This window comes from Teredinibacter haidensis (assembly GCF_014211975.1).
Classification (GTDB): Bacteria; Pseudomonadota; Gammaproteobacteria; order Pseudomonadales; family Cellvibrionaceae; genus Teredinibacter; species Teredinibacter haidensis.
Map to the genome: position 1 here is coordinate 170,358 of NZ_CP060084.1, position 24,335 is coordinate 194,692.

General features: G+C 48.9%; 24 protein-coding genes and 5 tRNA genes. 22 read left to right on the forward strand and 7 right to left on the reverse strand.

Annotated elements, in window-relative coordinates; translation table 11 throughout:
* Nucleotides 1-4: 4 nt before the first annotated feature.
* From H5715_RS00650 to H5715_RS00660, 3 genes are read right to left on the reverse strand one after another with little or no spacing between them, the layout of a single operon-like run.
* Nucleotides 5-1,030 (reverse strand): ABC transporter ATP-binding protein, encoded by a 1,026-nt coding sequence (locus H5715_RS00650; RefSeq protein ID WP_075186060.1) that lies wholly within the window; start codon nucleotides 1,028-1,030, stop codon nucleotides 5-7.
* Complete coding sequence (locus H5715_RS00655) at nucleotides 1,017-2,675, reverse strand: ABC transporter permease (protein ID WP_221892325.1); 1,659 nt, start codon at nucleotides 2,673-2,675, stop codon at nucleotides 1,017-1,019. Before H5715_RS00655 ends, H5715_RS00650 begins: the two co-directional genes overlap by 14 nt.
* Before the next feature lie 7 nt (nucleotides 2,676-2,682).
* Nucleotides 2,683-3,702: a Fe(3+) ABC transporter substrate-binding protein gene (locus H5715_RS00660; protein WP_075186059.1), complete on the reverse strand. Its 1,020-nt coding sequence runs from the start codon at nucleotides 3,700-3,702 to the stop codon at nucleotides 2,683-2,685.
* 237 nt (nucleotides 3,703-3,939) lie between these two features.
* Here H5715_RS00660 and H5715_RS00665 point away from each other — a divergent pair, with 237 nt between their 5' ends.
* Together H5715_RS00665 and H5715_RS00670 are read left to right on the forward strand one after the other, a co-directional pair.
* Nucleotides 3,940-6,144: a serine/threonine-protein kinase gene (locus tag H5715_RS00665; RefSeq protein WP_075186058.1), complete on the forward strand. Its 2,205-nt coding sequence runs from the start codon at nucleotides 3,940-3,942 to the stop codon at nucleotides 6,142-6,144.
* Nucleotides 6,145-6,367: 223 nt separating this feature from the next.
* On the forward strand, nucleotides 6,368-7,867 hold the full coding sequence (locus tag H5715_RS00670) for an ATP-binding response regulator (protein ID WP_175574273.1): 1,500 nt from the start codon (nucleotides 6,368-6,370) through the stop codon (nucleotides 7,865-7,867).
* A gap of 16 nt (nucleotides 7,868-7,883) precedes the next feature.
* Here H5715_RS00670 and H5715_RS00675 read toward each other — a convergent pair whose 3' ends face one another.
* The gene (locus H5715_RS00675) at nucleotides 7,884-8,096 is read right to left on the reverse strand and encodes a bacterioferritin-associated ferredoxin (protein WP_075186056.1); all 213 of its coding nucleotides are present in this window, start codon (nucleotides 8,094-8,096) and stop codon (nucleotides 7,884-7,886) included.
* A 418-nt stretch (nucleotides 8,097-8,514) separates the two neighbouring features.
* Between H5715_RS00675 and H5715_RS00680 the strand changes: the two genes are divergently transcribed.
* Complete coding sequence (locus H5715_RS00680) at nucleotides 8,515-9,117, forward strand: peroxiredoxin (protein WP_075186055.1); 603 nt, start codon at nucleotides 8,515-8,517, stop codon at nucleotides 9,115-9,117.
* A gap of 108 nt (nucleotides 9,118-9,225) precedes the next feature.
* Here the strand turns inward: H5715_RS00680 and H5715_RS00685 are convergent, their stop codons facing one another.
* Nucleotides 9,226-9,810: a lytic transglycosylase domain-containing protein gene (locus H5715_RS00685; RefSeq protein ID WP_083608048.1), complete on the reverse strand. Its 585-nt coding sequence runs from the start codon at nucleotides 9,808-9,810 to the stop codon at nucleotides 9,226-9,228.
* 4 nt (nucleotides 9,811-9,814) lie between these two features.
* Nucleotides 9,815-11,545: a proline--tRNA ligase gene (locus H5715_RS00690; RefSeq protein WP_075186054.1), complete on the reverse strand. Its 1,731-nt coding sequence runs from the start codon at nucleotides 11,543-11,545 to the stop codon at nucleotides 9,815-9,817.
* A gap of 162 nt (nucleotides 11,546-11,707) precedes the next feature.
* Here H5715_RS00690 and H5715_RS00695 point away from each other — a divergent pair, with 162 nt between their 5' ends.
* Nucleotides 11,708-12,172: an HIT domain-containing protein gene (locus tag H5715_RS00695; RefSeq protein ID WP_185906579.1), complete on the forward strand. Its 465-nt coding sequence runs from the start codon at nucleotides 11,708-11,710 to the stop codon at nucleotides 12,170-12,172.
* Nucleotides 12,173-12,239: 67 nt separating this feature from the next.
* Here H5715_RS00695 and H5715_RS00700 read toward each other — a convergent pair whose 3' ends face one another.
* Nucleotides 12,240-12,659, reverse strand: a complete 420-nt coding sequence (locus H5715_RS00700) for an HU family DNA-binding protein (RefSeq protein ID WP_185906580.1) — start codon at nucleotides 12,657-12,659, stop codon at nucleotides 12,240-12,242.
* 385 nt (nucleotides 12,660-13,044) lie between these two features.
* Between H5715_RS00700 and H5715_RS00705 the strand changes: the two genes are divergently transcribed.
* From H5715_RS00705 to rplL, 18 genes are all read left to right on the forward strand, one after another.
* The gene (locus tag H5715_RS00705; protein WP_075186051.1) at nucleotides 13,045-13,332 is read left to right on the forward strand and encodes an FmdB family zinc ribbon protein; all 288 of its coding nucleotides are present in this window, start codon (nucleotides 13,045-13,047) and stop codon (nucleotides 13,330-13,332) included.
* 50 nt (nucleotides 13,333-13,382) lie between these two features.
* Entirely contained in the window at nucleotides 13,383-15,188 is a 1,806-nt protein-coding gene (gene aspS / locus H5715_RS00710; RefSeq protein ID WP_075186110.1) for an aspartate--tRNA ligase, read from the forward strand.
* A 15-nt stretch (nucleotides 15,189-15,203) separates the two neighbouring features.
* Nucleotides 15,204-15,944, forward strand: coding sequence for a YebC/PmpR family DNA-binding transcriptional regulator (locus H5715_RS00715; RefSeq protein WP_075186050.1), 741 nt, complete (start codon nucleotides 15,204-15,206; stop codon nucleotides 15,942-15,944).
* Nucleotides 15,945-16,122: 178 nt separating this feature from the next.
* Nucleotides 16,123-17,274, forward strand: coding sequence for an alanine racemase (gene alr, locus H5715_RS00720; RefSeq protein ID WP_075186049.1), 1,152 nt, complete (start codon nucleotides 16,123-16,125; stop codon nucleotides 17,272-17,274).
* Between the two features lie 18 nt (nucleotides 17,275-17,292).
* Nucleotides 17,293-18,300: a bifunctional biotin--[acetyl-CoA-carboxylase] ligase/biotin operon repressor BirA gene (gene birA / locus H5715_RS00725; RefSeq protein ID WP_075186048.1), complete on the forward strand. Its 1,008-nt coding sequence runs from the start codon at nucleotides 17,293-17,295 to the stop codon at nucleotides 18,298-18,300.
* Nucleotides 18,300-19,055 carry a type III pantothenate kinase gene (locus H5715_RS00730; protein WP_075186047.1) on the forward strand — a complete coding sequence of 252 codons (756 nt, stop codon included), beginning with the start codon at nucleotides 18,300-18,302 and terminating at the stop codon, nucleotides 19,053-19,055. Before birA ends, H5715_RS00730 begins: the two co-directional genes overlap by 1 nt.
* A 23-nt stretch (nucleotides 19,056-19,078) precedes the next feature.
* Nucleotides 19,079-19,813 (forward strand): SPOR domain-containing protein, encoded by a 735-nt coding sequence (locus H5715_RS00735; RefSeq protein WP_075186046.1) that lies wholly within the window; start codon nucleotides 19,079-19,081, stop codon nucleotides 19,811-19,813.
* 56 nt (nucleotides 19,814-19,869) lie between these two features.
* Nucleotides 19,870-19,945 (forward strand) — tRNA-Thr (locus tag H5715_RS00740).
* Between the two features lie 14 nt (nucleotides 19,946-19,959).
* Nucleotides 19,960-20,043, forward strand: a tRNA-Tyr gene (locus H5715_RS00745).
* A gap of 147 nt (nucleotides 20,044-20,190) precedes the next feature.
* A tRNA-Gly gene (locus H5715_RS00750) sits at nucleotides 20,191-20,264 on the forward strand.
* A 53-nt stretch (nucleotides 20,265-20,317) separates the two neighbouring features.
* Nucleotides 20,318-20,393: transfer RNA gene (locus tag H5715_RS00755), tRNA-Thr, on the forward strand.
* Between the two features lie 89 nt (nucleotides 20,394-20,482).
* Nucleotides 20,483-20,558 (forward strand) — tRNA-Trp (locus H5715_RS00760).
* Nucleotides 20,559-20,630: 72 nt separating this feature from the next.
* Nucleotides 20,631-21,005 (forward strand): preprotein translocase subunit SecE, encoded by a 375-nt coding sequence (gene secE / locus H5715_RS00765; RefSeq protein WP_075186045.1) that lies wholly within the window; start codon nucleotides 20,631-20,633, stop codon nucleotides 21,003-21,005.
* Between the two features lie 11 nt (nucleotides 21,006-21,016).
* On the forward strand, nucleotides 21,017-21,550 hold the full coding sequence (gene nusG, locus H5715_RS00770; RefSeq protein WP_075186044.1) for a transcription termination/antitermination protein NusG: 534 nt from the start codon (nucleotides 21,017-21,019) through the stop codon (nucleotides 21,548-21,550).
* Between the two features lie 187 nt (nucleotides 21,551-21,737).
* On the forward strand, nucleotides 21,738-22,169 hold the full coding sequence (rplK, locus tag H5715_RS00775; protein ID WP_075186043.1) for a 50S ribosomal protein L11: 432 nt from the start codon (nucleotides 21,738-21,740) through the stop codon (nucleotides 22,167-22,169).
* Between the two features lies 1 nt (nucleotide 22,170).
* Nucleotides 22,171-22,866 (forward strand): 50S ribosomal protein L1, encoded by a 696-nt coding sequence (gene rplA, locus H5715_RS00780; RefSeq protein ID WP_075186042.1) that lies wholly within the window; start codon nucleotides 22,171-22,173, stop codon nucleotides 22,864-22,866.
* Between the two features lie 280 nt (nucleotides 22,867-23,146).
* Nucleotides 23,147-23,677 (forward strand): 50S ribosomal protein L10, encoded by a 531-nt coding sequence (gene rplJ / locus H5715_RS00785; RefSeq protein WP_075186041.1) that lies wholly within the window; start codon nucleotides 23,147-23,149, stop codon nucleotides 23,675-23,677.
* Nucleotides 23,678-23,802: 125 nt separating this feature from the next.
* Nucleotides 23,803-24,180 (forward strand): 50S ribosomal protein L7/L12, encoded by a 378-nt coding sequence (rplL, locus tag H5715_RS00790; RefSeq protein WP_075186040.1) that lies wholly within the window; start codon nucleotides 23,803-23,805, stop codon nucleotides 24,178-24,180.
* The last annotated feature ends 155 nt before the right edge of the window (nucleotides 24,181-24,335 follow it).

The following is a 24,335-nucleotide window of genomic DNA, read 5'->3' on the forward strand; positions in this document are numbered from 1 at the left end:
GGAATTAGAAAATCTTTAAAGGTTGCTCAACCAGGCGAATGCCGATGGACTCACCCAGTTCGAATTCTAAGTGGTTGGCGCTGGCGGTTGTTAATTGTGAGCGATCATCCAGTTCCAATGTATAGCGGCTGTCGGCCCCGCGAAACAGCTTTCTTTTTATCTCGCCGCGAATTTCACTGCTTTCATCAAAACAAATATTTTCTGGACGCAATAAAACGTTAACTGTGCTGCCGATGGCTTTATTGTGGTGGAAGACTGGGTGGAGCCCCAGTACTGTTGTAACTCGGCGCTCATCTATAACGGTACCGGGAAGGTAACTGCTTTCCCCCACAAAATTGGCTACTTGCTGGCTAGCGGGTTGTTGATAAACGTTGATGGGGGTATCCCACTGCAATAGCTGTCCTTCCATAATTACGCCCAGCTGGTCGGCCAGACAAAATGCTTCAGACTGATCGTGAGTGACCATCAGTGTAGTCACATCCCGTGTATTTAAAATATCGCGTAACTCGTGTGAGAGCTGGCTACGCAAGCCCGCATCCAGATTGCTAAACGGTTCGTCCAGCAGAAGTAGGTCCGGTTCGGTTGCCAGGGCTCGGGCAATGGCAACACGCTGCTGCTGCCCGCCGGAAAGTTGGTGGCAGTAGCGTAGGGCATTCTGTTGCAGCCCTACCAATTCCAGCATTTCTGCGGCTTTTTCCCGGGCAGCTTTTGCCGACAGGTGCCGTAAGCCGAAACGAACATTTTCTTCTGCGGTTAAATGGGGGAAAAGCGCATAGTCTTGAAATACCATACTGAATTTTCGATGTTCTGGCGGCACCGTGCTGCGACTGTCACTTACGGTTTTTCCGCGTAAGGTAATACTTCCCGAGTTCAGTGGTTGAAAACCTGCGAGTGCACGCAACACGGTGCTCTTGCCGCTGCCTGAAGGTCCGATAAGGCATGCGGTTTCCCCGGCTTTTAGGTCAAAGCTAAGGTTCTTTACAACGGCCGCTTTATCATAAGCGAGAGTGATTTGGTCAAGTTTGAGCATAGCGTTGTTCGTGAGACTGAATAGCGTGGGTAAGTAAAATAACGGGAATTAGGCTTACGAACACAATGGTCAGTGCGGGTAGCGCTGCGTGGTGCAGGCGTTCGTCTGAAGCGAGTTCGTAAGCTTTTACCGATAAAGTGTTGAAATTAAACGGACGTAAAATAAGTGTTGCTGGGAGTTCTTTTAATACGTCGACAAAAACCAGTAATAAAGCACCGAGAATACTGGTTCGTAAAATTGGAATATGCACTTGTGTCAGTACGCCTGCTTGACTTAGCCCCAAGCCTCTTGCTGCGTGATCCATGCTGGGTTTTATTCGTCCCAGGCCCACATCAATTTGTTGCAGGGCTACGGCCAGAAAGCGTACGGCATAAGCAAAAATCAGAGCGAACAGGGAACCGGAAAGCAATAGGCCTGTGCTGATACCGAAGGTTTCGCTGAGGAAGGTATCGAGTGTTTTGTCGAAAGCAGTTAAGGGAACAATGACACCAACGGCAATCACCGTTCCCGGCACGGCATAACCCATGCTTGCAAGATTAACGGCAGCAATCGTGAACTTGTGTTGCAGTCGTCGGGCATAGCCAAAAATTATTGCCAGGGAAACAACTGTGATACTGGCAAATGTGGCGAGGTAAAAACTGTTACCGAGAGCTTCAAAGAATCGTGGGTTTAATTGTTGTGGCCCGAGTTTGATGGCCCAGCTAAGCAGCAGCCAAACGGGGATTAAAAAACCCAACATAAAGGGTAGTAAACATATTGCGACAGCACCTACAGCCTTAAATCCACGCAGTTGTATTCGCGCTGGTTTTTGAGTCTTTACGCCTAAGTAGTAATACTGAATTTTGCGCCGTGAATATTTTTCCAGCATTAACAGCATTAGAACAAAGGTAACCAGTACAGCGGAAAGTTGTGCTGCTGCGGCACTGTTACCCATGCCGAACCAGATGCGAAAAATACCGGTGGTAAAGGTGTTGACACCAAAATATTGAACTGTGCCAAAATCAGCAAAAGCTTCCATCATCGCGAGAGCAACACCCGCCAAAATTGCGGGGCGGGCAAGGGGAATGGCAACGCGAAAAATATAGTGACGGTGACTGTAGCCTAAAGCGCGGGTTGCCTCGTAGAGCGAAGCCGATTGTTCAGAAAAGGCATTGCGAGCCAGCAAATAAACATAAGGGTAAAGCACCAGTGACAGCATAGTGATAGCACCGGTTAGCGAGCGTATCTCGGGAAACCAATAGTCGCCGTAATGCCAGCCAAAAATTTCCCGCAGCCCTGTTTGCACCGGACCTGCAAAATCTAAAAAGCCGGTATAGCTGTAGGCGATTATATAAGCTGGCATCGCCATTGGCAGAAGTACCAACCAGTTAAGTGATTGGCGTAGGGGAAACTCATACCGACTACATATCCAGGCTAGGGTTGTTCCGACAATAAAAGTACCGGCACCGACACTCAGGGCAAGTATTAATGAATTACTGATATAGCTGAAGAGAACCGTATCGGCGAGGTGTCGCCAGGCTTGTGGTTGCGGATTAAAAAAACTGAACCCAATAACCACCATCGGGAGCAAAAGCAGACAGGCCAGCAGGAGCGAAAAGCCCTGCCAGCCGAAGACGGTAGATTTGCGAATTACAGGAAACTTCAACGGATAATTATTTCCAACCGGCCCTGTCCATTAGTTTAACCGCAGCACCATTGAGTTCGCCGACTTTTTCCAGAGGTATTTGCTCGGATTTAAAATCGCCAAATGATTTTAATACGGAGTTTGTTGCTACGTTAGTGCGCACCGGATATTCAAAATTCGTATCTGCATACCAGCGTTGAGCTTCTACGCTAAGCATAAAATCGATTAGCTGTTGCGCTTCCTTAATATTTTTACTGTGGCGAGCGATGGCTGCACCGGAAATATTAATATGTGTTCCCCGGTTCTGTTGATTCGGCCATATAACGCTTACTTTTTTTGCCGCAGCTGTTTGAGCTACGTCACTACCCGCCAGCATACCGGCGAGATAATAGGTGTTGGCGATGGCGATATCACATTGGCCTGCGGCAACTGCTTTGATCTGATCTCTGTCTCCACCCATTGGTGGGCGGGCAAAATTATCAACAATGCCTTGTACAACCGAGGCCGTTTTCTCTTCGCCCAGCTGCTCCAGAAGGGCTGCAACCATTGATTGATTGTAGATATTGCCGGATGAGCGAATACAGATTTTACCTTTCCATTTGGGGGCGGCAAGATCTTCCAGGCTGGTGAGAGACCCAGCGTCTACACGGTCGGGGGCGATCATTAGGGGGCGAGCGCGAAGTGTGAGCCCAATCCAGTGGTTCTGGGAATCACGTAAATGCGAGGGGACGGCTTGTTCTACAATTTTGGATGTGTAGGCTTGCGTTAAACCCTGTTCTTTGGCTCGCACCAAGCGGCCAACATCGGTTGTTAGTAAAATGTCCGAGGGGCTGAACTTGCCTTCATTCGCCATACGCACAATCAATGCGTCGGCGTTACCGGTAATAAGATTGACCTTGATGCCTGTTTTTTCGGAAAAAGTGTCAAGCAAAGGGAGAATTAAAGCCTCTTTCCGGGCAGAATACACGTTAACTTCTTGAGCCGTGGTCCACTGGGGCAGTGAGATCAGGCCAGCGAGAGAGAATAAGGCGATAATACGTTTGAACATGGCTATTTCCTGACGGGTAATGTTGGCTGCTATGTTACTAGAAACGAGAATCAGTCTCAATTACATTTGACTGATATAGCGCTCGATTCAGTTATTGGCAATGCTTGTGGGTCGCTATTAGTGTAGCCCCACTGCAGCTTTCGGTGGCAACAGCGGTTGGATAAACCAGCGGTTCCCTAGATTTTATGGCGGCTCCCAAAACAACAAACCTACAATAATGACAATAGGTCGATTTAGATGGCTGTAGATATACCGGGGTATAAAGTTCTTCGCACGCTGGGGCGAGGAGGCATGGCTACGGTTTATTTGGCGCAACAGGACATTTTCGAGCGGGAAGTGGCGCTCAAGGTCATGTCTCGCGCACTGGCAGATGATGAAAGCTTCGGCAAACGCTTCTTTCGTGAAGCTAAGATTGTCAGCCAGTTAGTGCACCCGAATATTGTCACTGTTTACGATGTCGGTCTGCACGAGGGAAATTATTATCTCTCTATGGAGCATATTGGCGGCAGCGATTTGAGAAAGCTGCGTAAAACCCTCACGCTGGAACAAAAAATTAAGGCCATTTGCGACATCGCCAGAGCTCTGGATTACGCTGGTGCTAAAGGCTATGTTCATCGCGATATCAAGCCCGAAAATATTCTCTTCCAAAGTTCCGATGGTCGGGCAGTTTTAACTGATTTCGGTATTGCGCGTGCAGCAGAAGCCGACACCAGCATGACCCAAACGGGTATCGCCATCGGTACTCCCCATTATATGAGTCCGGAGCAGGCTAAGGGCAAGGCTGTCGATTCACGCTCCGACATTTACAGCTTGGGTGTGGTTTTCTTTTTGTTGCTCACCGGGCGAGTTCCCTACGACGCTGAATCTGCAGTGGCTATTGGGATCAAACACATTACCGAGCCTGTGCCGCTGCTACCTGATAATATGGCCGTTTTACAGCCTATTATCGATACTTTGATGGCAAAAAGGCCCGAAGATCGTTACCAGCAGGCGGGTGAACTTGTCGATGATTTAACGCGCCTCGATTTGGAGTTGCTAGAGCAGACCCTTTCTTACGATCGAAATTTACAGGCTCAATCTGTAGATAGCGAAAGCCCAACGGAACCGGGGTTTGGCGCAATTGATAGTGATTTGGCTTTTGAAGACCAGGACACGATTATTAATGAGAGGAGTGGGTTTTTCTCTTGGTTGGTGTGGATTTTGATTTTCGGTAGTCTGATTGCCTGGATTCTTTACTACCAAAAACCCGAATTGGTCCTTCCCTGGCTGGAGAAGAGTAAAGTGTTTGTTGTGAGCAAACACGAGGATACTCGACAGTTGCTGGACGAGTTTTTTGCTGAAGAAAAATCACCTCTGGCATCAATAATATCACCGGTTCAGAAGGAAGAATCCGAAAAACGAGATCCACCGATAGAGGCAGTAGACGCGAGAGAAAAGAGCGACAAAGTCGCTGCTGAACCAGAGCCTGTTCCCGCCAAACCTCTAGAGCCGCAAAAGCTGCGGGATCAACCGGTGGCACCTGCAACCTCTATCGCGGAATACCTTAGACAGCTGGAGGCTCTTCAGGCACTTTATGTTAATGATGCAGCCTTCCTTTCGGAGCTTGTTGCTTTGCATAAGCTGATTCTGAAGGATTACCCCGTGCATGCTTCAACGGAAAAATCGCTGGGGCGATTGCGCACTTCCGAACTGAACTCCGTTACTGGCTTACTTTCGGAGGGAAAAACAGAAATGGCGGGGAAAAAGCTCGCCCAGCTCCAAGTGCTGTTTCCCGCTACGCCCGGAAGTATATTCATTCAATTGCAGCGACAGGTAGAAAACGCAGAATCTATTGAGCGCCTGTTTGCAGAGGCTGAGGGCTACCGCAAGCAGGGGCGACTCGCCTTGCCGCGGGGTCGGAGCGCGCTAGATAACTATAAAAAAATTCTGCAGTTGGATGCCGACAGTCGAGCTGCAAAAAAGGGTTTGCAGGACATTGCCGGAATATTCGTCGCGCGAGCGCAGAAGGATTTTGATCTGGGGCGTTTAAGTTCTGCTAGGGTGGGATTAGATAAGGCTCTAAAAGCGGATAGTACGTACCGGCCAGCGGTGAAGTTAAAAAACAGCGTTGATCAGGCTATTCAGCGGCAACAGGAGCTCAATACCTGGTTGTCACGCGCACAGACTAGACTTGATCGCAAAGCCTTTTTTTCCCCCGTGAACGATAATGCCTACTATTATTACCAGCGGGTTCTGGAGCGGGAGCCGGGTAATAGTCAAGCGCTTACAGGGCAGAAGCAGGTGGTCGATAGTTTTGCGCGCAATATCTGGAGCTTGGTGGGTAACGAGCAATTTGACACTGCCCGCGATCAGTTGGCAATGGCGCTGCGTTCCCTCCCCAAAAATCAACGCCTGCAATCCCTGTCGCTCGCCGTTGAAGAAGTGGTTGCGGAAAAACTCTAGCCGTTGTCTCCAGAACCTTCTTTCTGGGTTCTATTCCTGTGATTGCCAGAACTTTTGCTATTCTTCGAAGATTAGAGCTGAAGTTAAATACTCTTTCCTGAATATCTTTTTCTCTCTCTCCCGCTTAAACGGGAAGCCGTTGTTCGTAAATCAATGACAATACGTAGAGCAGCGTTGGCTAATACGCAATTCGGAAATGGACGTGGTGAACGGAGACTTAACCGTGGCTTCAAAAGCTTTTGTCGCAGGGATTCCCAGCTCGGTGTCGACTGTGTTTGTAGAAATCTGCAAACAGCAGGGCTATGACGTGACCTGCTGCGAGGATAGAGCCACAGCTTTGGTCGCCATTGAGGAGCAAAGCTTTGATTTGGTATGTCTTGGGAGTGGCATAAAAAACGCTAGCCCGTTTGATCTTTGCAAAATAATGCGTAGGCACTCGAGCTGGCGTGATTGCCTGATAGTCTTGGTTACTGATCGGCCGGAATCTGGTCTGATCGAAAAGGCATTTTCAGCCGGATTTAGCGAATCTTTTAGCTCCACGCAGCTGGATGCCTTAGCAACATTTATTACCCGTTACGGTAACTACCGCCGTTCCATAGAGGGGCGTGTGTTGTTAGTAGAGGATTCGGCCGTGCTTCAGCAGGTCGTTAAGTTGATGTTGGTACAGGTTGGGCTAGAGGTGGTGTGTAGCGAATCGGTCAAGGCTGCGCAGGAAGAACTGGAGAGCGGATCATTCGACCTTATTATCACCGATGTGGTACTGAAGGGGGATTTGACCGGGCTGGATCTGATCGCCCGGGTCAGGCGAATGGAAGGGGTTCGGGGGGACGTCCCCGTACTGGTGATGTCTAACTATCAGTCGTCCGCGCAACGTTTAGCGCCGTTCCGTATAGGGGCAGACGATTATATTTCCAAACCTGTTGATGGTGATGCGCTAACGGCGCGTTCGCTTCGTTTAATCGAATCCTACCAACTGCTGGTAACCGTGCGTGACCAACAACGAAAGCAAGAGAAAACCAACCATCTGATGGGGCAAATGCTTAGCCGTGTGAGCCACGAGTGTCGTAACTCGATGAATATCATCTTGGGTATTTCGAAGCTGTTATTGCGTAAAAACGATGTTAATAAAGACCAAACAAACAAAATAGAAATGATCATCAATGCTGGGAAGCACCAGTTGTCGCTGCTTAACGATATTTTGGATTACACCAAACTGAATTCTGGGGATATTGATTTTCGGCCCAGTATCACGGCTGTTGGTGAAATTGTGAGTGAGGCTGTTGGACTGTTTGAGCAAAGTTGTGAAGATCGTGGCTTAACGATGGAGTTTTCGGTTTCTCCTGAGGTGCCGGAGCATTGTTTTCTCGACGTGCGTCTGGTCAAACAGGTTTTGATTAACCTACTGGCTAACGCAGCTAAATATACTACTGAAGGTAGGGTTTCGGTATCGGTGGCGGTTGATAGTGTATTAAACAAAGGTCCCATGCTCGTATTTTCAGTGCGGGACACCGGGCGGGGAATTGCTCGAGAGGAGCTTAGGTTGTTGTTCTCAGAATTTAAGCAATCCCGTATAGGTCATGAAGTGGGCGGCGGAACGGGGCTGGGTTTGTCTCTGTGTCTAGGTTTCGCCCAAGTGATGGGCGGAGAAATAGATGTTCGATCAGCTGTGGGAAAAGGTAGCGAGTTTTTGCTTCGCTTGCCTTTGGTAGAAAAAACACGCTAAGAGAAATGCTCTAGCATTAGGCTACATTGTAGTACACAGAGTTGTAGGAGGAACTCGTTCCACTACTGCCAAGCGCATCTGAAATAATTTCGTGTGCCAGACAAGTACATTTACCGCACTGGGTGGCAACACCCAATTGATCTTGCACAGCGGCAAGGCTATCGGCGCCGTTACTCACCGCATCGCGGATATCGGAGTCTTTAATGCCTTTACACAAACATACGTACATAGCTTTTCTGAATACTCTTAACCAGTATGGACTAACGGGTGGTTAGTTAGTGAACAATACCAAGGTTAGTGCTAATGGGAATGATTGTCAATTAGTTTTGTGATTGGTTTTTGCCTTGAATCAATGATTTCGGTTATAAGCTGTGCCACGGGTAAAGCTGTTTTCTCGTGTACTTGGCGGCGGTAATAGCTCTATGTCAGTTATATCCAAGTTGGTAAGGCTATTAGTATTTTTCGGCCTTAGTGATATATAAAATTAATGAAGAGTTGGTGAGTTGGGTGTGTATTATTACCCCTCACTATGAGTGTTGACGTGTTGATTGGCTGTTGTTTGAGCGCCGATAACATGTCAGCAGATCCATCCAAAGAACACACATCTTTTCCATTCGTTTTACTAACAGTTATCAAGGGAGATAAAAATGGGCGTACTAGTCGGAAAATCTGCTCCAGACTTCACAGCACCTGCCGTTTTGGGCAGCGGTGAAATTGTTGACTCTTTCAGTTTCGCGGAAGCGACAAAAGGCAAGAAGGCCGTTGTTTTCTTCTATCCATTGGACTTTACCTTTGTATGTCCTTCCGAGTTGTTGGCTTTCGATCACCGTATAGCTGAGTTCGAAAAGCGCGGTGTTGAAGTTATTGGTGTTTCTATCGATTCTCACTTTTCTCACAACGCATGGCGTAATACTGCAATTAACGACGGTGGTATTGGCCCAGTGAAGTACACTCTGGTTGCCGATATCACACACGCTATTTGTCAAGCCTATGACGTTGAATCGGAAGGTGGTGTTGCTTTCCGTGGCTCTTTCCTGATCGACGAAGATGGTTTGGTTCGTCACCAGGTTGTCAACGATTTGCCTTTGGGTCGTAATGTTGATGAGATGCTGCGCATGGTTGACGCGTTGGCGTTCCATCAGGAGCACGGTGAAGTATGTCCTGCGGGTTGGCAGGAAGGTGATTCTGGTATGGACGCTTCTCCAGAAGGCGTTGCCAAGTACCTGTCTGAGAATGCCGAAAGCCTGTAAGCTTTTAGCTATACGAAGAAAAAGCCAGTGTTACACTGGCTTTTTTTGGCTTTCATTTTATCGAAAGAGCCTTCGAGTTTGGAGTAGCCAATGGATTGCCCACAAGAGCTACCGCCAATTTTTACTCCACGCATCAATCACTTTGCTCGAATAGGTATAGCGTCCATAGCTGCCATTGTAGCGAGCCAGGGCGTTGGCCCAGTGGCCTTTTTCTTTGTCGAGATAATGTTTGAGAATGGTACAGCCGTATTTAAGGTTGGTAACTAGATCAATTAAATTGTCGCTGTCTCGTCCAATTTCATGCTTCCAAAAAGGCATGATCTGCATCATACCCTGCGCGCCCACGCGAGATACCGCATAGCGATTGAAGTGACTTTCGATTTGAATAACGGCCAGTACAAATTCTGGTGGCAACTTTGCCCGCTTGGCTGCGCGATGAACTTCTTTTAAGACGTTTAATCGGTAATCCGTGTCGGCTATATATTTTTCGAGAACAGTGGATTTTTGCATAAGCCAGACTTCGGCATCGAAACGGTCCTCAAAGCTGTCGGCTTCGGAAATAGTTTGCAGTAGTTTTTGGCGAAGCTCGTCGTCTACCTGCTCGAGATTGGCATGGCCAGGGAGAGAGCTCAGTAATAGGCCCGTATAAAAAACGGTGTAAAGTATGAGTTTTAGTGTACGGGCCGGGTTCATAGTTCTAAAGGGTTATATTGTTTTTTAGGAAATCAACAATTTGCTCAAGGGCAATTTGCTGGTTGTCGCTATCGCGGCGGCCTTTGTATTCGATATTGCCTTCTTTCAAGCCGCGGTCGCCAACCACAATGCGGTGGGGAATACCCATTAATTCAATATCCGCCAGCATGGCGCCCAAGCGCGCTTTGTTTTCGTCCATTAACAAAACATCGTAGCCAAGGGTCTGGAGTTCCGCGTAGAGTTGTTCACACTTTTCGGCAACGGCTTCAGATTTGTGCATGTTGATGGGCACAATCGCAATATGGAAAGGTGCAATGGCCTCCGGCCAAATAATACCGTTTTCGTCGTAATTCTGCTCAATGGCAGACGCCACAATGCGCGAAACTCCAATGCCGTAGCAGCCCATTATCATCGTGATATCTTTACCGTTTTCATTTAGTACGGTCGCTTTCATGGCCTCGGAGTATTTGGTTCCCAGTTGAAAAATATGGCCAACTTCAATGCCGCGTTTGATTTCCAGGGTGCCTTTTCCGTCGGGGCTGGGATCACCGACAACAACGTTGCGAAGATCTTCTACGCGTATGTAATTTGCCTGCCCTTCTTTCCAGTTCACATCAGTCAAGTGGGCGTCGGTTTTGTTCGCGCCGCAAACGAAATTGACGGCGGCAGCGGCGGAACGGTCAGCGATTACCGCGATGCCTAAACCAATTGGGCCAAGAGAACCGACTTCTGCGCCCAGTTCGTCTTTAATGCGTTCTTCGGGTGCAAAGGTAAGGGGCTCGGCTACTTCTGGTAGTTTCGCAGCTTTAACGGCGTTTAGCGTGTGATCACCACGCAGCACTATAGCGACCAGCGGTTGGGTTTCACCATCTTCAGCATCACCCAATACCACCAGCGTTTTAAGTGTGTTTTTGGCTTCTACGTTTAAGAATGTTGCGACTTCTTCGATCGTTTTTTGTCCGGGGGTGGCGACTTCTTTCATGTCATCCGCAAGTTCAGCATCGCTGGGTAGGGGGGCAACCGCCTCGGCCATTTCTATATTTGCGGCGTAGCTGCTCTCGGAGCTAAAGGCGATATCGTCTTCACCGCTATCGGCAAGAACATGAAATTCGTGGGAGCCAGAACCGCCGATGGAGCCAGTGTCGGCCAGCACGGGGCGATACTCTAGGCCAATGCGATCGAAGATCTTGCAGTAGGCGCTGTGCATGACATCGTAGGTTTGCTGCAGAGATTCCTGGGAGGCGTGAAAAGAGTAGGCGTCTTTCATCAGGAATTCGCGCGCGCGCATAACGCCAAAGCGGGGGCGAACCTCATCGCGAAATTTGGTTTGAATCTGGTAAAAGTTCGCGGGTAGCTGTTTATAGCTCTTTATTTCGTTGCGAACTAGGTCGGTAATGACTTCCTCATGGGTTGGACCCAGGCAGAACGAGCGATCGTGACGGTCCTTTATGCGCAATAACTCGGGTCCGTATTGTTGCCAGCGTCCGGATTCTTCCCACAGCTCGGAAGGCTGAACGACGGGCATTAGTAGTTCCTGGGAGCCGGATTTGTCCATTTCTTCGCGTACAATATTTTCTACTTTACGTAATACGCGCAAGCCTACCGGCAGCCAGTTGTACAGGCCCGAGGCCATTTTGCGGATCATACCCGCTTTTAGCATCAGTTTGTGGCTAATAACCTCGGCGTCGGCTGGGGTCTCTTTTTGGGTGGCAATCAGGTACTGACTGGTACGCATGTGAATCCTTAAGCTGTAGAATCAGGAAAAGTTATACTTACTTTGGCTAGACTTTAGATAGATCCAAAGATAGCCCGGTATTTTACGGCGCCTATAAGACTGTGGACAAGTCTAAAACTTCGGTGTTTGTATAAAGCTTACTGGTTTTAATGAGGAGATAATATGTTTGAACTTCATCCGCAACTCGTGCAAGACACGGTACCCCTGGGGCAATTTAAGCTATCACTGGTGCTGCTTCACAAGGATGCCAATTATCCCTGGTGCGTACTGGTTCCAAAGCGATCGGGAATTCGAGAAATCCACCATTTGAGTGTGGTTGATCAGCAGCAGTTGATACGTGAGTCGAGCCACCTGTCGGAGGTTATGACATCCCTGTTTGCACCTACAACTATGAATATTGCGGCATTGGGTAATATTGTGCAGCAGCTTCATGTCCACCATGTGGCCAGATATGACGGTGATGCAGCCTGGCCCGCATCTGTTTGGGGTGTCAAAGCGCCCGTCGAATATGAGTCGGGTGCGCTTGCTCATCGAGTGGAGCGCCTGCAGGATTCACTGGTAGGAGAAGGTTTTGAGGCGCAGACCATGGTGGATGACAGTAATAGTTCGCCAGGTTTTACGCCTTAGTAGAGCAGCAGATACAAAAAAGCCCGCTTCTGCGGGCTTTTTTGTATCTGCTGAAGAGTCGAAAGGCTTATTCTGCCATTTCTTTCAGTTTCTTCAGTGGGCGCAGTTTAACCTGGATGCTGGCGGGCTTGGCAGCAAACATGGCCTCTTCACCGGTAAAGGGATTTATTCCTTTGCGAGCTTTGCGGGCAGGCTTTTTCACGGTCACAATTTTGAACAGGCCGGGCATAACGAATTCACCGCAAGCGCGCTTTTTGATGTGACCTTCGATAATGTCGGTCAGCTGGTCTAGAACCGCACTAACGTCCTTCTTGGGGAGTTCAGTGCTTTCGGCGATCTGGGTAAGAATTTGTGTTTTTGAGAAACGCTCTTTAACCGCTACGATCTTTTTAACAGGAGCGGCTTTTGCAGCGGCTTTTACTGGAGCTTTCTTTACGGGTGCTTTACGGGCTGGGGCCTTTTTTGCTGGTGCCTTACGTGCTGCCATAGGTAAACCTCGGGTTTTATTTGTTATCAATAGAAATTGTTGGCGGCATATTCAGTCTGTTATATACGGAGCAAATACGTCCTTTATCGAGCGGTGCCGCGCCTGGGGTATATATAGTGTATTCAAACCCGTGCAGCAACAAAAAAGTGCTATATATAAGGACTTTTTGCCTTTTTGGCTGTTTTTAGCTCACCGTATAGGGGCCTGGCGCTGGAATAGTTGCCGTATTAGGTAGTGTGTCGTCACAAGATCCCGGTGCCGTGATTACACTACCGCTGGTCACGCCTTCATCAATGCCGGGGGCTGGGGTATAATGCCCCGCTTTTTTTGTGAGATCGAAGCTGTTGAGCAATTTTGGGGTTTAACAGCGTGGAGTTAGAAATTTATGCCCATTTATGAATATCGCTGTGAGAGTTGTGGCCACGAGCTGGAAGCTCTACAGAAAATGAGTGATTCACCTTTGGTGGATTGCCCTGAATGTAACGATGCCGGTTTGAAAAAGAAGGTCTCAGCGGCGGCTTTTCGCCTGAAAGGTGGTGGCTGGTACGAGACTGATTATAAGTCGGGAAAGAAAAAGAACCTTGCCAGCAATGATTCTTCCTCGCCCACGAGCAGTCAATCGGATACCAAAGCGCCTTCTAGCAACGGTACCGGCAAGCCGAATAAGAGCTAGGCAGGTGTTAATTGCTAAATGAAATTATTAAACTTACGGGAATAGAAACCATGCGCAGTGTCTACTGTGGCGTATTAGAAGCGTCCAATATTGATGAAGAAGTAACCTTATGCGGTTGGGTAGATCGCCGTCGTGATCACGGTGGAGTAATTTTTATTGATCTGCGCGATCGAGAGGGCATTGTGCAGGTCGTGTTCGATCCCGACGGGGAAGAAAACTTTGCGCTGGCAGATAAAGTGCGGCCCGAATATGTCTTGCAGGTAACCGGTAAGGTTCGCGCACGCACGGAATCTACCGTTAACTCTAATATGGCAACCGGTGAAGTAGAGGTCTACGGTACCGGTCTGCAAATTCTGAACAGTGCGGAAACACCTCCTTTTCAGCTGGACTCTCATATTTCCGTTGGTGAAGATGTGCGCTTAAAGTACCGTTACCTGGATTTGCGTCGCCAGGAAATGCAGCGCAATTTGTATTTCCGCTCTAAGGTGACAACAGCCATCCGGAATTATATGGATGAGCACGGCTTTCTCGATATCGAAACTCCAATTTTGACTCGGGCTACCCCAGAGGGGGCTCGCGACTACTTGGTGCCTTCCCGTACTCACGACGGCAAGTTCTTCGCGTTGCCGCAATCTCCCCAGCTGTTTAAACAGTTGCTGATGGTTTCGGGTTTTGATCGTTATTACCAGATAGCCAAGTGTTTTCGCGATGAAGATTTACGTGCTGATCGTCAGCCAGAATTTACTCAGATCGATATTGAAACATCGTTCATGGATGAAGACGGCATTATGTCTGTTACCGAGGACATGATTCGCAAACTATTTAAAGACTTAATGGGTGTGGACCTCGGCGATTTTCCGCGTATGCCTTATGCCGAGGCGATGGAACGATATGGTTCCGATAAGCCGGATATGCGTATTCCGCTGGAAATGATCGAAATAAAAGATTTGATGAAAGATGTAGAGTTTAAAGTTTTCTCTGCTCCGGCGAACGATCCGAAAGGTCGCGTAACCGCGATGAAGGTACCTAAAGGTGGTGAAATCCCTCGCAAGAAAATTGATGCTTACACTAAGTTTGTGTCTATCTACGGTGCTAAAGGTCTGGCGTACATCAAGGTTAATGATAAAGACGATCTGGAGAATGGCCTGCAATCACCCATTGTTAAGTTCTTGCCCGCAGGTGTGTGTAAAGCCATCCTGGAGCGTGTGGGAGCCGAAAACGGCGATTTAATCTTCTTCGGGGCTGATAGCTATAAAGTGGTTTCTGAGGCGCTGGGCGCGCTGCGCTGCAAACTGGGTGAAGATCTGGAATTGTACACCTGCGATTGGTCCCCTCTTTGGGTTATCGACTTCCCCATGTTTGAAGAAATCGATAACGGCGGTTTAACGGCGCTGCATCACCCGTTTACCGCTCCATCCTGTACACCTGAAGAACTGAACGCTAACCCTGCTGTCGCGCTCTCCCGCGCATACGATATGGTTTTGAACGGCTGCGAGTTGGGCGGTGGCTCTGTGCGTATTCACGATCAGAAAATGCAGCAAGCTGTATTTGAGATTCTCGGGATTGAAGAGGATGAGCAGCGCGAAAAGTTTGGTTTCCTGCTGGATGCATTAAAATACGGTGCTCCACCCCATGGTGGGCTGGCCTTCGGTCTTGACCGTTTGATTATGTTGATGACTGGTTCTGACTCGATTCGCGATGTTATTGCTTTTCCGAAAACGCAGTCTGCCGCTTGTGTGATGACAGATGCTCCGGGAGCCGTGGATAGTGATCAACTGAAAGAGTTACATATTCGCCTGCGAGCGAAGCCTCAGCCCCAGAGTGCTGAAGGTTCAGGCGAAAAAACGGAAAAATAAAACGGGTAAAAAACAATGGCGGGTCACAGTAAGTGGGCGAACACCAAGCACCGTAAGGCTGCGCAAGATGCTAAACGCGCGAAGACATTTACCAAAATTATTCGCGAGTTAACGGTTGCGGCCAAAGCTGGAGGTAATCCGGAAGACAATCCCAAGCTGCGGGCAACCATCGATAAAGCGCTGGGTGCAAATATGAAGCGCGATACTATCGATAAAGCGGTTGCCCGCGGTGCCGGCGGTGCGGATGGTGAAAGCTATGATGAGATTACTTACGAGGGGTACGGTGTCGGTGGTGTTGCAGTGTTGGTTGAATGTCTTACCGATAATCGTAACCGTACTGTTTCCGAAGTGCGCCATGCCTTTGTTAAGCGCGGTGGGAATTTGGGAACCGATGGATCTGTGGCCTACCTGTTCACCCGCAAGGGGCAAATTAGTTTTGCTCCGGGTATCGATGAAGATCAGGTAATGGAGGTTGCGTTGGATGCCGGGGCAGAAGATGTCGAGTCTAATGACGATGGCTCCCTGGATGTGACTACAGCTTTCGAGGGTTACCTGGGGGTTAAAGAGGCGATGGTTGCTTCTGGTCTGGAGCCCGCCAATGCAGAAGTCGCTATGATTGCTTCAGTGCAAGTACCTATTGCTACGCAGGAAGATGCTGATAAAACCCTGGCGCTGATCGATATGCTCGAAGATCTGGATGATGTGCAGAGTGTTTTTACTAACGCCGATATTCCAGACAAATTTTTCGGCGAATAGCTCTTTTTCTTAGCTGCGAACTCTTCTCTGTTAAAAATGACCGGTAAACAATTGTTTGCCGGTCATTTTTCTAAAATTCCCCTTTAAACTTGCCTCTCTTTGTTTTCGCTCTATTGCTCTTTTAGTGTGATTTCATGCAGACTGTTTTTATCTTTCAGCCAAGCATAAGTCTTCTATTGTGAACTCTGATCTCGTTATTCATCTTAATGCCATTGCCTACAATTGGTTGCAGTTAAAGGCCAAATTAAATCCGACTGTTGAATGCGGAGCCGTTGTTAAGGCCGACGCCTATGGTTTAGGGGTTATCCCTGTTGTTCAGGTACTGCTTAAAGCGGGCTGTAGGCACTTTTACGTTGCTAGCTTACAAGAGGCGCTTTTCGTCCAGGGGCAGTTGGACGAGATTGTTGAGGCGCACGGGCTGAGTACGGCTGATTGTCAGTTGTATGTGCTTTCGGGGTGTGCTCCCGGCGAAGAGTTGGTTTTTGCGGAGCATCGTATAGTGCCGGTGCTTATTAGTGGCGAAATGTTTTTTCGTTGGTGTTCTGCGTTGAGAGGAGCTGGCTTGCGATCCGGTTCTGTTTCCTCCGTATTGAAAGTGGATACAGGGATGTCGCGTCTGGGCTTGAGTCAGGACGAGTTTGATCTGGTCGTAGCATCACCAAAAGATTTACAAACAGCGGGAGTTAAGCGCTTAATGAGCCACTTGGCTTGTGCTGACGAGCCGAATCATCCGCAAAATGAACGGCAGCTTCAGCGCTTTCAGCGTTACGCTTCTCGGTTGAAAAAATTACTGCCGAGTCTCAAGTGCGGTCTGGCCAATTCTGCCGGTATTTTGCTAGGTGATGATTATCATTTTGATACAGTAAGGCCAGGTATAGCGATTTATGGCGGTAATCCGCAGTTGCGGGCGGAAAATATATTTCGGCCTGTGGTTGAATTAAAGTTGCCAGTACTGCAGGTGCGAGAGATCTCCAGTGACGCTTGTGTTGGCTACGGTGCAACATATTGCTTTAGTTTGCCTGCGCGGGTGGCGGTTGTTGCGGGCGGGTATGCCGACGGCTTATTTCGTGCGTTATCTAATCACGGTGAGTGCTGGATTGAAAAAAAAGGCGGGAAGGGCTGGCGGGCACCAATAGTGGGGCGAATATCTATGGATAGCACCATTGTTGATATTTCTCATCTGGCCGAGGGCACGGTTAAGGCTGGCGATCGCTTGGAGTTTATAGGTAAGAATATTTCACTGGATGAAGTGGCGGAAAAGGCGGGAACGATCGGTTATGAAGTTCTCACCGCTCTGGGGCATCGCTATTTGCGAACATACAAAAGCTAGCGACGGTTTAACACGCTTATGAATTCAAATCAATTATTACTGATTCAGTGTTTGGCCGATGGTGAGTTTCACTCGGGAGAAAAGCTGGGCGAGTTGGCGGGTATCAGTCGAGCCGCCGTGTGGAAGCAGTTGCAATCGTTGCAGCCGCTAGGAATTGAGGTTATCAGTCATAAGGGTAGGGGCTATGCGTTAGGTGCTGCCCTCTCCTTGCTTGGGGGCGACAAAATATTAGGGCGGCTCAGCGAGGCGTCCCTGCCGCTTGTATCAGCGCTTGACGTCATTCAGCAGGTCGAGTCCACCAATCAAACCGTGTTGCAACATATTGGCAGGGGCGGTGGTCATGGCTACATCTGTCTGGCAGAGCAACAAACCGCTGGTCGCGGTAGGCGTGGCCGGGTCTGGCAAAGCCCCTATGCGGCGAATGTATACCTCTCCATCGGTTGGCGCTTTTCCCAGGGGGTTGCAGCGCTTGAGGGGTTAAGTTTGGCTGTAGGTGTGGCGGTCGCAGAGGCGCTTTGCGCCCTTGGTTATGATCAGCCGCGTTTGAAGTGGCCTAACGATGTGCTAGTAGAGGGGCGAAAGCTTGGCGGCATCTTGCTGGAAATGTCTGGTGATGCCAGTGGCGATTGTTATATTGTCGTTGGTGTTGGGCTAAATGTTCGCATGCCTGAAGCCCTTGGCGCGAGTATAGATCAAGCGTGGGTCGATTTGGCCTCTTTGCCTGCTAAAGATGGTCTTAAGGCTGGCCTGGATAGAAATGCGGTTGTTGCTGCGTTGTTGAATGAGCTTATACCCCTGTTGTCGAATTACGAACAGAGCGGTTTTAGCCGTTATAAAAAGCGATGGGAAAAATTGAACGCTTATCGTGATCGGGAGGTTTCCCTGGTTATGCCCAATAGCACCCTGGATGGCAGGATGCTGGGTGTCACCGAAAGCGGAGGTCTACGCCTGCTGGTGGGCGCGGAAGAGCGCGTTTTTCTTGGGGGTGAAATCAGTGTTCGCGAGCGTCCAGTGGGGAGGGGGTAATGCAGCTTCTTCTTGATGCGGGAAATAGTCGGCTTAAGTGGCAGTTGGTTGATGATAAACGCAAGCATGAAGGTTGTTGCGCATACTCGGATCTTGGTTGCCTTGCTGAACTCGTTGGCGCGACCCGTTTGGATAGGGTGCTGGTATCGTCCGTACGAGGGCCAGAGTTTGATCGTGAGCTTGTCTTGGCGTCTAGAGACCAGTTTGGTATTGAACCTTTTTTTGCGGTGGTTGAGCAAGAGTGTTTGGGTCTCGTTGCCGCTTACGATGATTTCCGTCGTCTCGGGGTGGATCGCTGGTTGGCAATGTTGGCTGCTTTTCATCGGGAAAAATCTGTTTGTGTTGTTATTGATGCGGGCACCGCTATAACGGCGGACTTTGTGGGTTTGGGGGGGCGTCATCAAGGTGGCTTGATCGTTCCGGGTGTGCAAGCCATGACCAGAGCACTGCTTTCAAGCACTAGCGCTATTGATGTTAAGTCGTTAACTCCACCGCAGACGTGGCGGCCTGGTTGCGATACTTTAGCTTGTGTTGAGCAGGGGGTGGCGGCCGCTTTAAAGGGTTTGATGTCGGAGGTCGTTGCTTATACTGATACTATGGCGAAGGAGCTGCCTAGCGCTTCAGCCGCTACAATTTATTTGACTGGTGGCGATATGGCGTTGCTTAGATCCTGGCTGCCAGCATCAGCCAAATGCGAGTCTGATCTGGTTTTGCAGGGGTTACTGCTAAACCAGTGTTGGGATATACGACAATAATAAACGGGGGAACTTCCAATCCAATGAGGTGGATTTTCTTTACACTGCTGTTTTTTAATGTGCTGGCCTTGGCTTGGGGGGTGGCTTTTTATGAGCCTGGCCAGCAAGTGGTTACTTCAAAGCCAGCACCTTTTGCGTACAAACGGGTGGCGCCGTTGGTTCTGCTGTCGGAAGGGGCGTCTCTGGTGGATGGAGAGCAGAATCTGGTGGGTGTTTCCTCTGTGGTGAACACCTCTTCAGGGCCTAGTTACCCGACAAAAGACGGTAAGCCGCTTTGTGATATGGTGGGTCCGTTTAAAGATCGGGAGCAGGCGCAGACTTTTACCGAGCGCCTTGCTGCGATCGATATCCGTAGCGAAATAAAAGAGTTGGAAATTCCTGCGGGTGCGCGCTACCAAGTTTATTTGCCTCCAGAGGCCTCACATAAGGCCGCGCTGCGTAAGTTAGCTGAGCTGCAGGCAAAAAAAGTGGATAGCTACATCATTCCCAAGGGTGAGTTGGCAAATGGTATTTCGCTAGGTATGTTTAGCCGCGAAGAGCTGGCAAAACAGCAATTAGTTGAGGCGAAAGCCATCGGTCTCGATGCGGAGGTCAATATAATCGAGCGCACTTATTGGGAGATTTGGACCATGCTAACACCCGGAGAAGGTGGAAAAATGAGCAATATGGCTTGGTCGCGAGCAATGGAAGGTATAAATGGTCTCGAGAGACGACAAAATTTCTGTTTAGATGTTGCTTCGCAGGACAACATTCACTAGAATCCCGCCTCCACATTAAGGGAGCAGGCCAAAGTATCCCATAATGAGGTTAGAGAGCTGGTGTAGCTCAGTTGGTAGAGCAGCTGACTTGTAATCAGCCGGTCGGGGGTTCAACTCCTCTCGCCAGCTCCATTTTTAAAATTAGCGCAGGGGTTCCCGAGTGGCCAAAGGGATCAGACTGTAAATCTGACGCGCAAGCTTCGGTGGTTCGAATCCACCCCCCTGCACCATATTGAAGTCCGAGAAGGTGGCTTTCACTGCAATGCCTAGTTAAGTATTTGTAGTGTTTTGCTTACGTCAGGCTCTTCGGATAAGAGTTTAGTCTTCGCGTTGGTAATGCTCACGCAAAAGGCTAAAGGTAAGTCGAAAAGTTGTAAGCGGGCGTAGTTTAGTGGTAGAACCTCAGCCTTCCAAGCTGATGATGCGGGTTCGATTCCCGCCGCCCGCTCCATTAAGCGATAAATGCCGAAAGTGCCCTCTGAGGGTGATAAGTGAAGAGTTCAAGCTCATGTAGCTCAGATGGTAGAGCACACCCTTGGTAAGGGTGAGGTCACCGGTTCAATTCCGGTCATGAGCTCCACATTCCGGTATGCAGTGACCAGTTAGCTTCTGGTGGGAGGAAAGGTTGGTGTTAGTGCCGGCCTTTTTGTGCGTCGGAAGAAGTAATACAGGCCAGTAGTTCAATTGGTAGAGCGTCGGTCTCCAAAACCGAAAGTTGGGGGTTCGAGTCCCTCCTGGCCTGCCATTTTAAGGCGAGAGAAATATTCGCCGTCTGCGTTGAAACTTGTCGACGCAAAAAATGTACGTTGAGAAAATTATGAGCACTACTAAAGTCGAAGAAGCAGATTTTCGTTTGGATGGTCTTAAGTGGCTAGTTGTGGCTGCCCTTGTTTTGGGTGGTGCATTTGCCAATTCATACTATGCTGGCGATTTTGCCCTGCTCTATCGTGTTCTGGTGTTGTTGGTGCTTGGTCTGTTTGCTGCGTATGTCGCGGTTAACACGGCTAAGGGTAGCTCTTTTTGGGCTCTACTAAAGGCAGCTCAGGTTGAGGTGCGTAAAGTGGTTTGGCCTTCTCGTCAGGAGACGACTCAGACAACGTTAATTGTATCCGCAGTTGTTGTGGTTACGGCTATTATCCTCTGGGGTCTGGATGCAGGCCTTGGTTATTTGGCTTCACTCATTATTGGATAGGGGCGCTCACTATGACTAAGCGATGGTATGTTGTTCACGCTTACTCAGGATACGAGAAGAAAGTGGCGCAGGCTCTTAAAGAGCGTATTGAGCTGCACGGGATGCACGATAGTTTTGGCGATGTGTTGGTGCCAACCGAAGAAGTTGTCGAAATGCGAGGGGGTCAGAAGCGCAGGTCCGAGCGTAAATTCTTCCCAGGTTATGTGCTCGTGCAGATGGAGTTGAATGATGATGCTTGGCATCTGGTTAAAGAGACTCCCCGAGTAATGGGTTTTATTGGCGGTAAGGCTGATCAGCCTGCACCGATTACCGATAAAGAAGCCGATTTGATTCTGCAGCGAGTTGATGACTCCGCAGATAAGCCTAAGCCCAAGACTTTGTTTGAGCCGGGCGAAATGGTTCGCGTTATTGATGGCCCCTTCAACGACTTTAATGGAGTGGTTGAAGAGGTTAATTACGAAAAAAGCCGCTTGCAGGTTGCGGTTCTCATCTTTGGTCGATCTACTCCTGTTGAGCTGGAGTTCGGGCAGGTTGAAAAAAGCTGATTTGGCGCCACTGCGACGAATTAAGTTTGGTAGTGTTGAGTAACAGTATTGTGCTCTCTCCCGCGTAGCGGGGGAGGGCTTTTCGCGTCTTGTTGAAGGAGGTTCTTTCGTCAAGACAGGGGAGCCTGGGAAGAACAGTTTGCCAACTGTTTGGAGGCGCTAAAACCCATAATCGGGAGTACATAGTATGGCAAAGAAAGTTGAAGCTTATATTAAGCTACAGGTAAAAGCCGGTCAGGCTAACCCAAGTCCACCCGTTGGTCCTGCTTTGGGTCAGCACGGTGTGAATATAATGGAATTCTGTAAGGCGTTTAACGCGCAAACTCAGAGCCAGGAGCCTGGTGCGCCAGTTCCTGTTGTGATTTCTGTTTATAGCGACCGTAGCTTTACCTTCACCATGAAAACCCCACCAGCATCTTATATGTTAAAGAAAGCCGCTGGAATCAAAAGTGGTAGTGGCCGTCCCAACACTGAAAAAGTTGGCAAGGTTAATCGTGCCCAGTTGGAAGAGATTGCTACTGCCAAGGCGCCGGATTTGACTGCTGCCGATATGGATGCAGCAGTTCGTACTATCGCCGGCTCTGCCCGTGCGATGGGTATTGATGTGGAGGGTGTGTAACATGGCGAATCTGACTAAAAAGCAAAAAGTAATCAACGAAAAAGTTGATTTCACCAAGTCGTACGGTATTGACGAAGCTGTAGCGTTATTGAAAGAGCTGGCAACCGCCAAGTTTTCAGAAACTGTTGACGCTGCTGTCAATCTTGGTATCGATCCCCGTAAATCCGACCAGTCTGTTCGCGGTGCAACCAGTTTGCCGCACGGTACAGGTAAAGCTGTGCGCGTTGCTGTATTTGCTCAGGGCGCAGCTGCCGATGCAGCGAAAGAAGCCGGTGCGGAATTTGTCGGTATGGATGAACTCGCGGCTGAAATTAAAGGTGGCATGATGGATTTTGACGTGGTCGTAGCCGATCCGGCAGCAATGCGTGTTGTGGGTATGCTTGGCCAGGTGTTGGGTCCACGCGGACTGATGCCAAACCCCAAAACCGGAACTGTAACCCCCGACGTTGCTGGAGCTGTTAAAAAAGCTAAAGCCGGTCAAGTGCGTTTTCGTGCGGACAAGGGCGGTATTGTTCACGGTGGTATTGGTAAGGTTTCTTTTGACGCTAGCGCGATCAAGGAAAACTTGGAAGCCTTAGTTAACGATTTGAAAAAAGCTAAGCCTGCAGCGGCCAAAGGTGTTTACCTGAAGAAAATATCTTTGAGTACCACTATGGGCCCCGGCTTGGTCATCGATCAATCTAGTTTGGAAGTTTAATTCCGCTGATTGATTAACCAGAACTTTGGGGTCTGGTTTTTTGGTTCACTTAATTTTTAAGTGTTCTGATGAGCCGGGCTGTCAAAGACCGTAGGTGCGGAAGAGACTTTTAGTTTTTACTGCTTAATCCAGATCGAAAGGTCAAGCCTACGCAGACGGTGTGTCCCAATTCAGATTTTACGGATTTGAATGTGATCACCGATAATCGGAAATGGCAAAATCACAATGTAGTAACTGTGGTAGCGTTATTTCTTAACTTCAAATCCAGGAGATTTTATTAGTGGCTATTGGACTCGAAGACAAAAAAGCGATCGTCGCTGACGTTAACGAGACTGCAGCTAACGCGTTATCTCTGGTGATTGCCGACGCACGTGGCGTGACTGTTGGCGATATGGATTCCCTGCGCAAACTGGCTCGTGAGAACAACGTAAATTTACGTGTTGTTCGAAACACCCTAGCCAAGCGCGCTATGCAGGGAACCGATTTTGAGTGTGTGAACGAAGCCCTTACTGGCCCAAGTCTGTTTGGTTTTTCTATGGAAGACCCAGGCGCGGCGGCGCGAATTTTCAAAGATTTTGCTAAACAGCAGGAAAACTTTGAAGTAAAAGCGCTCTCTATTGGCGGTAAGTTGCTGGAATCAAGCCAAATCGACACTCTCGCCAAGCTTCCGACTTTGGAACAGGCGTTGGGTCTATTGGCAAGCGTTATGATCGCACCGGTCACCAAATTGGTTCGTACTTTCAACGAGGTACCAACCAAGGTTACACGCGTAGTTGCGGCAGTTCGCGACCAGAAACAAGACGCGGCATAAGTTTCGGCTCTTTTTAATAAAAGTATCGAACTGGCTGTATCTATTGTCCGAAATTGTTCCTGACAACTTTCGGAATACTCCACATCCGTGTGGTTAATTAACAAATTTAAATTGGAGATAGAGTAATGGCTCTTTCTAAAGAAGATATCTTAAATGCAATTGCTGAAATGTCTGTAATGGACGTTGTTGAGCTTGTTGAAGCAATGGAAGAGAAGTTCGGTGTATCTGCTGCTGCTGCTGTTGCCGTAGCTGCTCCTGCTGCAGGTGGCGACGTTGCTGCTGCTGAAGAGCAAACCGAATTTGACGTCGTTCTTACCGCTATCGGCGAAAAGAAAGTTAACGTGATCAAAGCTGTACGTGCTATCACTGGTCTGGGTCTGAAAGAAGCCAAGGCAATGGTTGACGGCGCTCCAAGTTCAGTTAAAGAAGGCGTTTCTAAAGATGACGCTGAAGAAGCTAAGAAGCAACTGGAAGAAGCCGGCGCATCTGTTGAGCTTAAGTAAGTTGTGGTTTGAAGGTTTTCTCTGCGGAGAAAACCTGCGAAGACAAGGTCAGTGGGCTTTTTGCCCTCTGGCCTTTTCCCGTTTGCGATCAACGTAAGGTCGAAGTATTTGGCTGGAATTTTTACTTTTCCACTCATGCGCATTTTGTAAAACAC

Bases quoted from the DNA above. Each gene is read 5' to 3' on its own strand.
- H5715_RS00660 (WP_075186059.1), bottom strand. From the start codon at position 3,702: ATGTTCAAACGTATTATCGCCTTATTCTCTCTCGCTGGCCTGATCTCA.
- H5715_RS00690 (WP_075186054.1), bottom strand. From the start codon at position 11,545: ATGCGTACCAGTCAGTACCTGATTGCCACCCAAAAAGAGACCCCAGCC.
- birA (WP_075186048.1), top strand. From the start codon at position 17,293: ATGAATTCAAATCAATTATTACTGATTCAGTGTTTGGCCGATGGTGAG.
- H5715_RS00735 (WP_075186046.1), top strand. From the start codon at position 19,079: ATGAGGTGGATTTTCTTTACACTGCTGTTTTTTAATGTGCTGGCCTTG.
- H5715_RS00675 (WP_075186056.1), bottom strand. From the start codon at position 8,096: ATGTACGTATGTTTGTGTAAAGGCATTAAAGACTCCGATATCCGCGAT.
- aspS (WP_075186110.1), top strand. From the start codon at position 13,383: ATGCGCAGTGTCTACTGTGGCGTATTAGAAGCGTCCAATATTGATGAA.
- H5715_RS00685 (WP_083608048.1), bottom strand. From the start codon at position 9,810: ATGAACCCGGCCCGTACACTAAAACTCATACTTTACACCGTTTTTTAT.
- H5715_RS00700 (WP_185906580.1), bottom strand. From the start codon at position 12,659: ATGGCAGCACGTAAGGCACCAGCAAAAAAGGCCCCAGCCCGTAAAGCA.
- H5715_RS00650 (WP_075186060.1), bottom strand. From the start codon at position 1,030: ATGCTCAAACTTGACCAAATCACTCTCGCTTATGATAAAGCGGCCGTT.
- secE (WP_075186045.1), top strand. From the start codon at position 20,631: ATGAGCACTACTAAAGTCGAAGAAGCAGATTTTCGTTTGGATGGTCTT.
- nusG (WP_075186044.1), top strand. From the start codon at position 21,017: ATGACTAAGCGATGGTATGTTGTTCACGCTTACTCAGGATACGAGAAG.
- H5715_RS00715 (WP_075186050.1), top strand. From the start codon at position 15,204: ATGGCGGGTCACAGTAAGTGGGCGAACACCAAGCACCGTAAGGCTGCG.
- H5715_RS00695 (WP_185906579.1), top strand. From the start codon at position 11,708: ATGTTTGAACTTCATCCGCAACTCGTGCAAGACACGGTACCCCTGGGG.
- H5715_RS00730 (WP_075186047.1), top strand. From the start codon at position 18,300: ATGCAGCTTCTTCTTGATGCGGGAAATAGTCGGCTTAAGTGGCAGTTG.
- rplA (WP_075186042.1), top strand. From the start codon at position 22,171: ATGGCGAATCTGACTAAAAAGCAAAAAGTAATCAACGAAAAAGTTGAT.
- H5715_RS00705 (WP_075186051.1), top strand. From the start codon at position 13,045: ATGCCCATTTATGAATATCGCTGTGAGAGTTGTGGCCACGAGCTGGAA.
- H5715_RS00665 (WP_075186058.1), top strand. From the start codon at position 3,940: ATGGCTGTAGATATACCGGGGTATAAAGTTCTTCGCACGCTGGGGCGA.
- rplL (WP_075186040.1), top strand. From the start codon at position 23,803: ATGGCTCTTTCTAAAGAAGATATCTTAAATGCAATTGCTGAAATGTCT.
- rplK (WP_075186043.1), top strand. From the start codon at position 21,738: ATGGCAAAGAAAGTTGAAGCTTATATTAAGCTACAGGTAAAAGCCGGT.
- H5715_RS00680 (WP_075186055.1), top strand. From the start codon at position 8,515: ATGGGCGTACTAGTCGGAAAATCTGCTCCAGACTTCACAGCACCTGCC.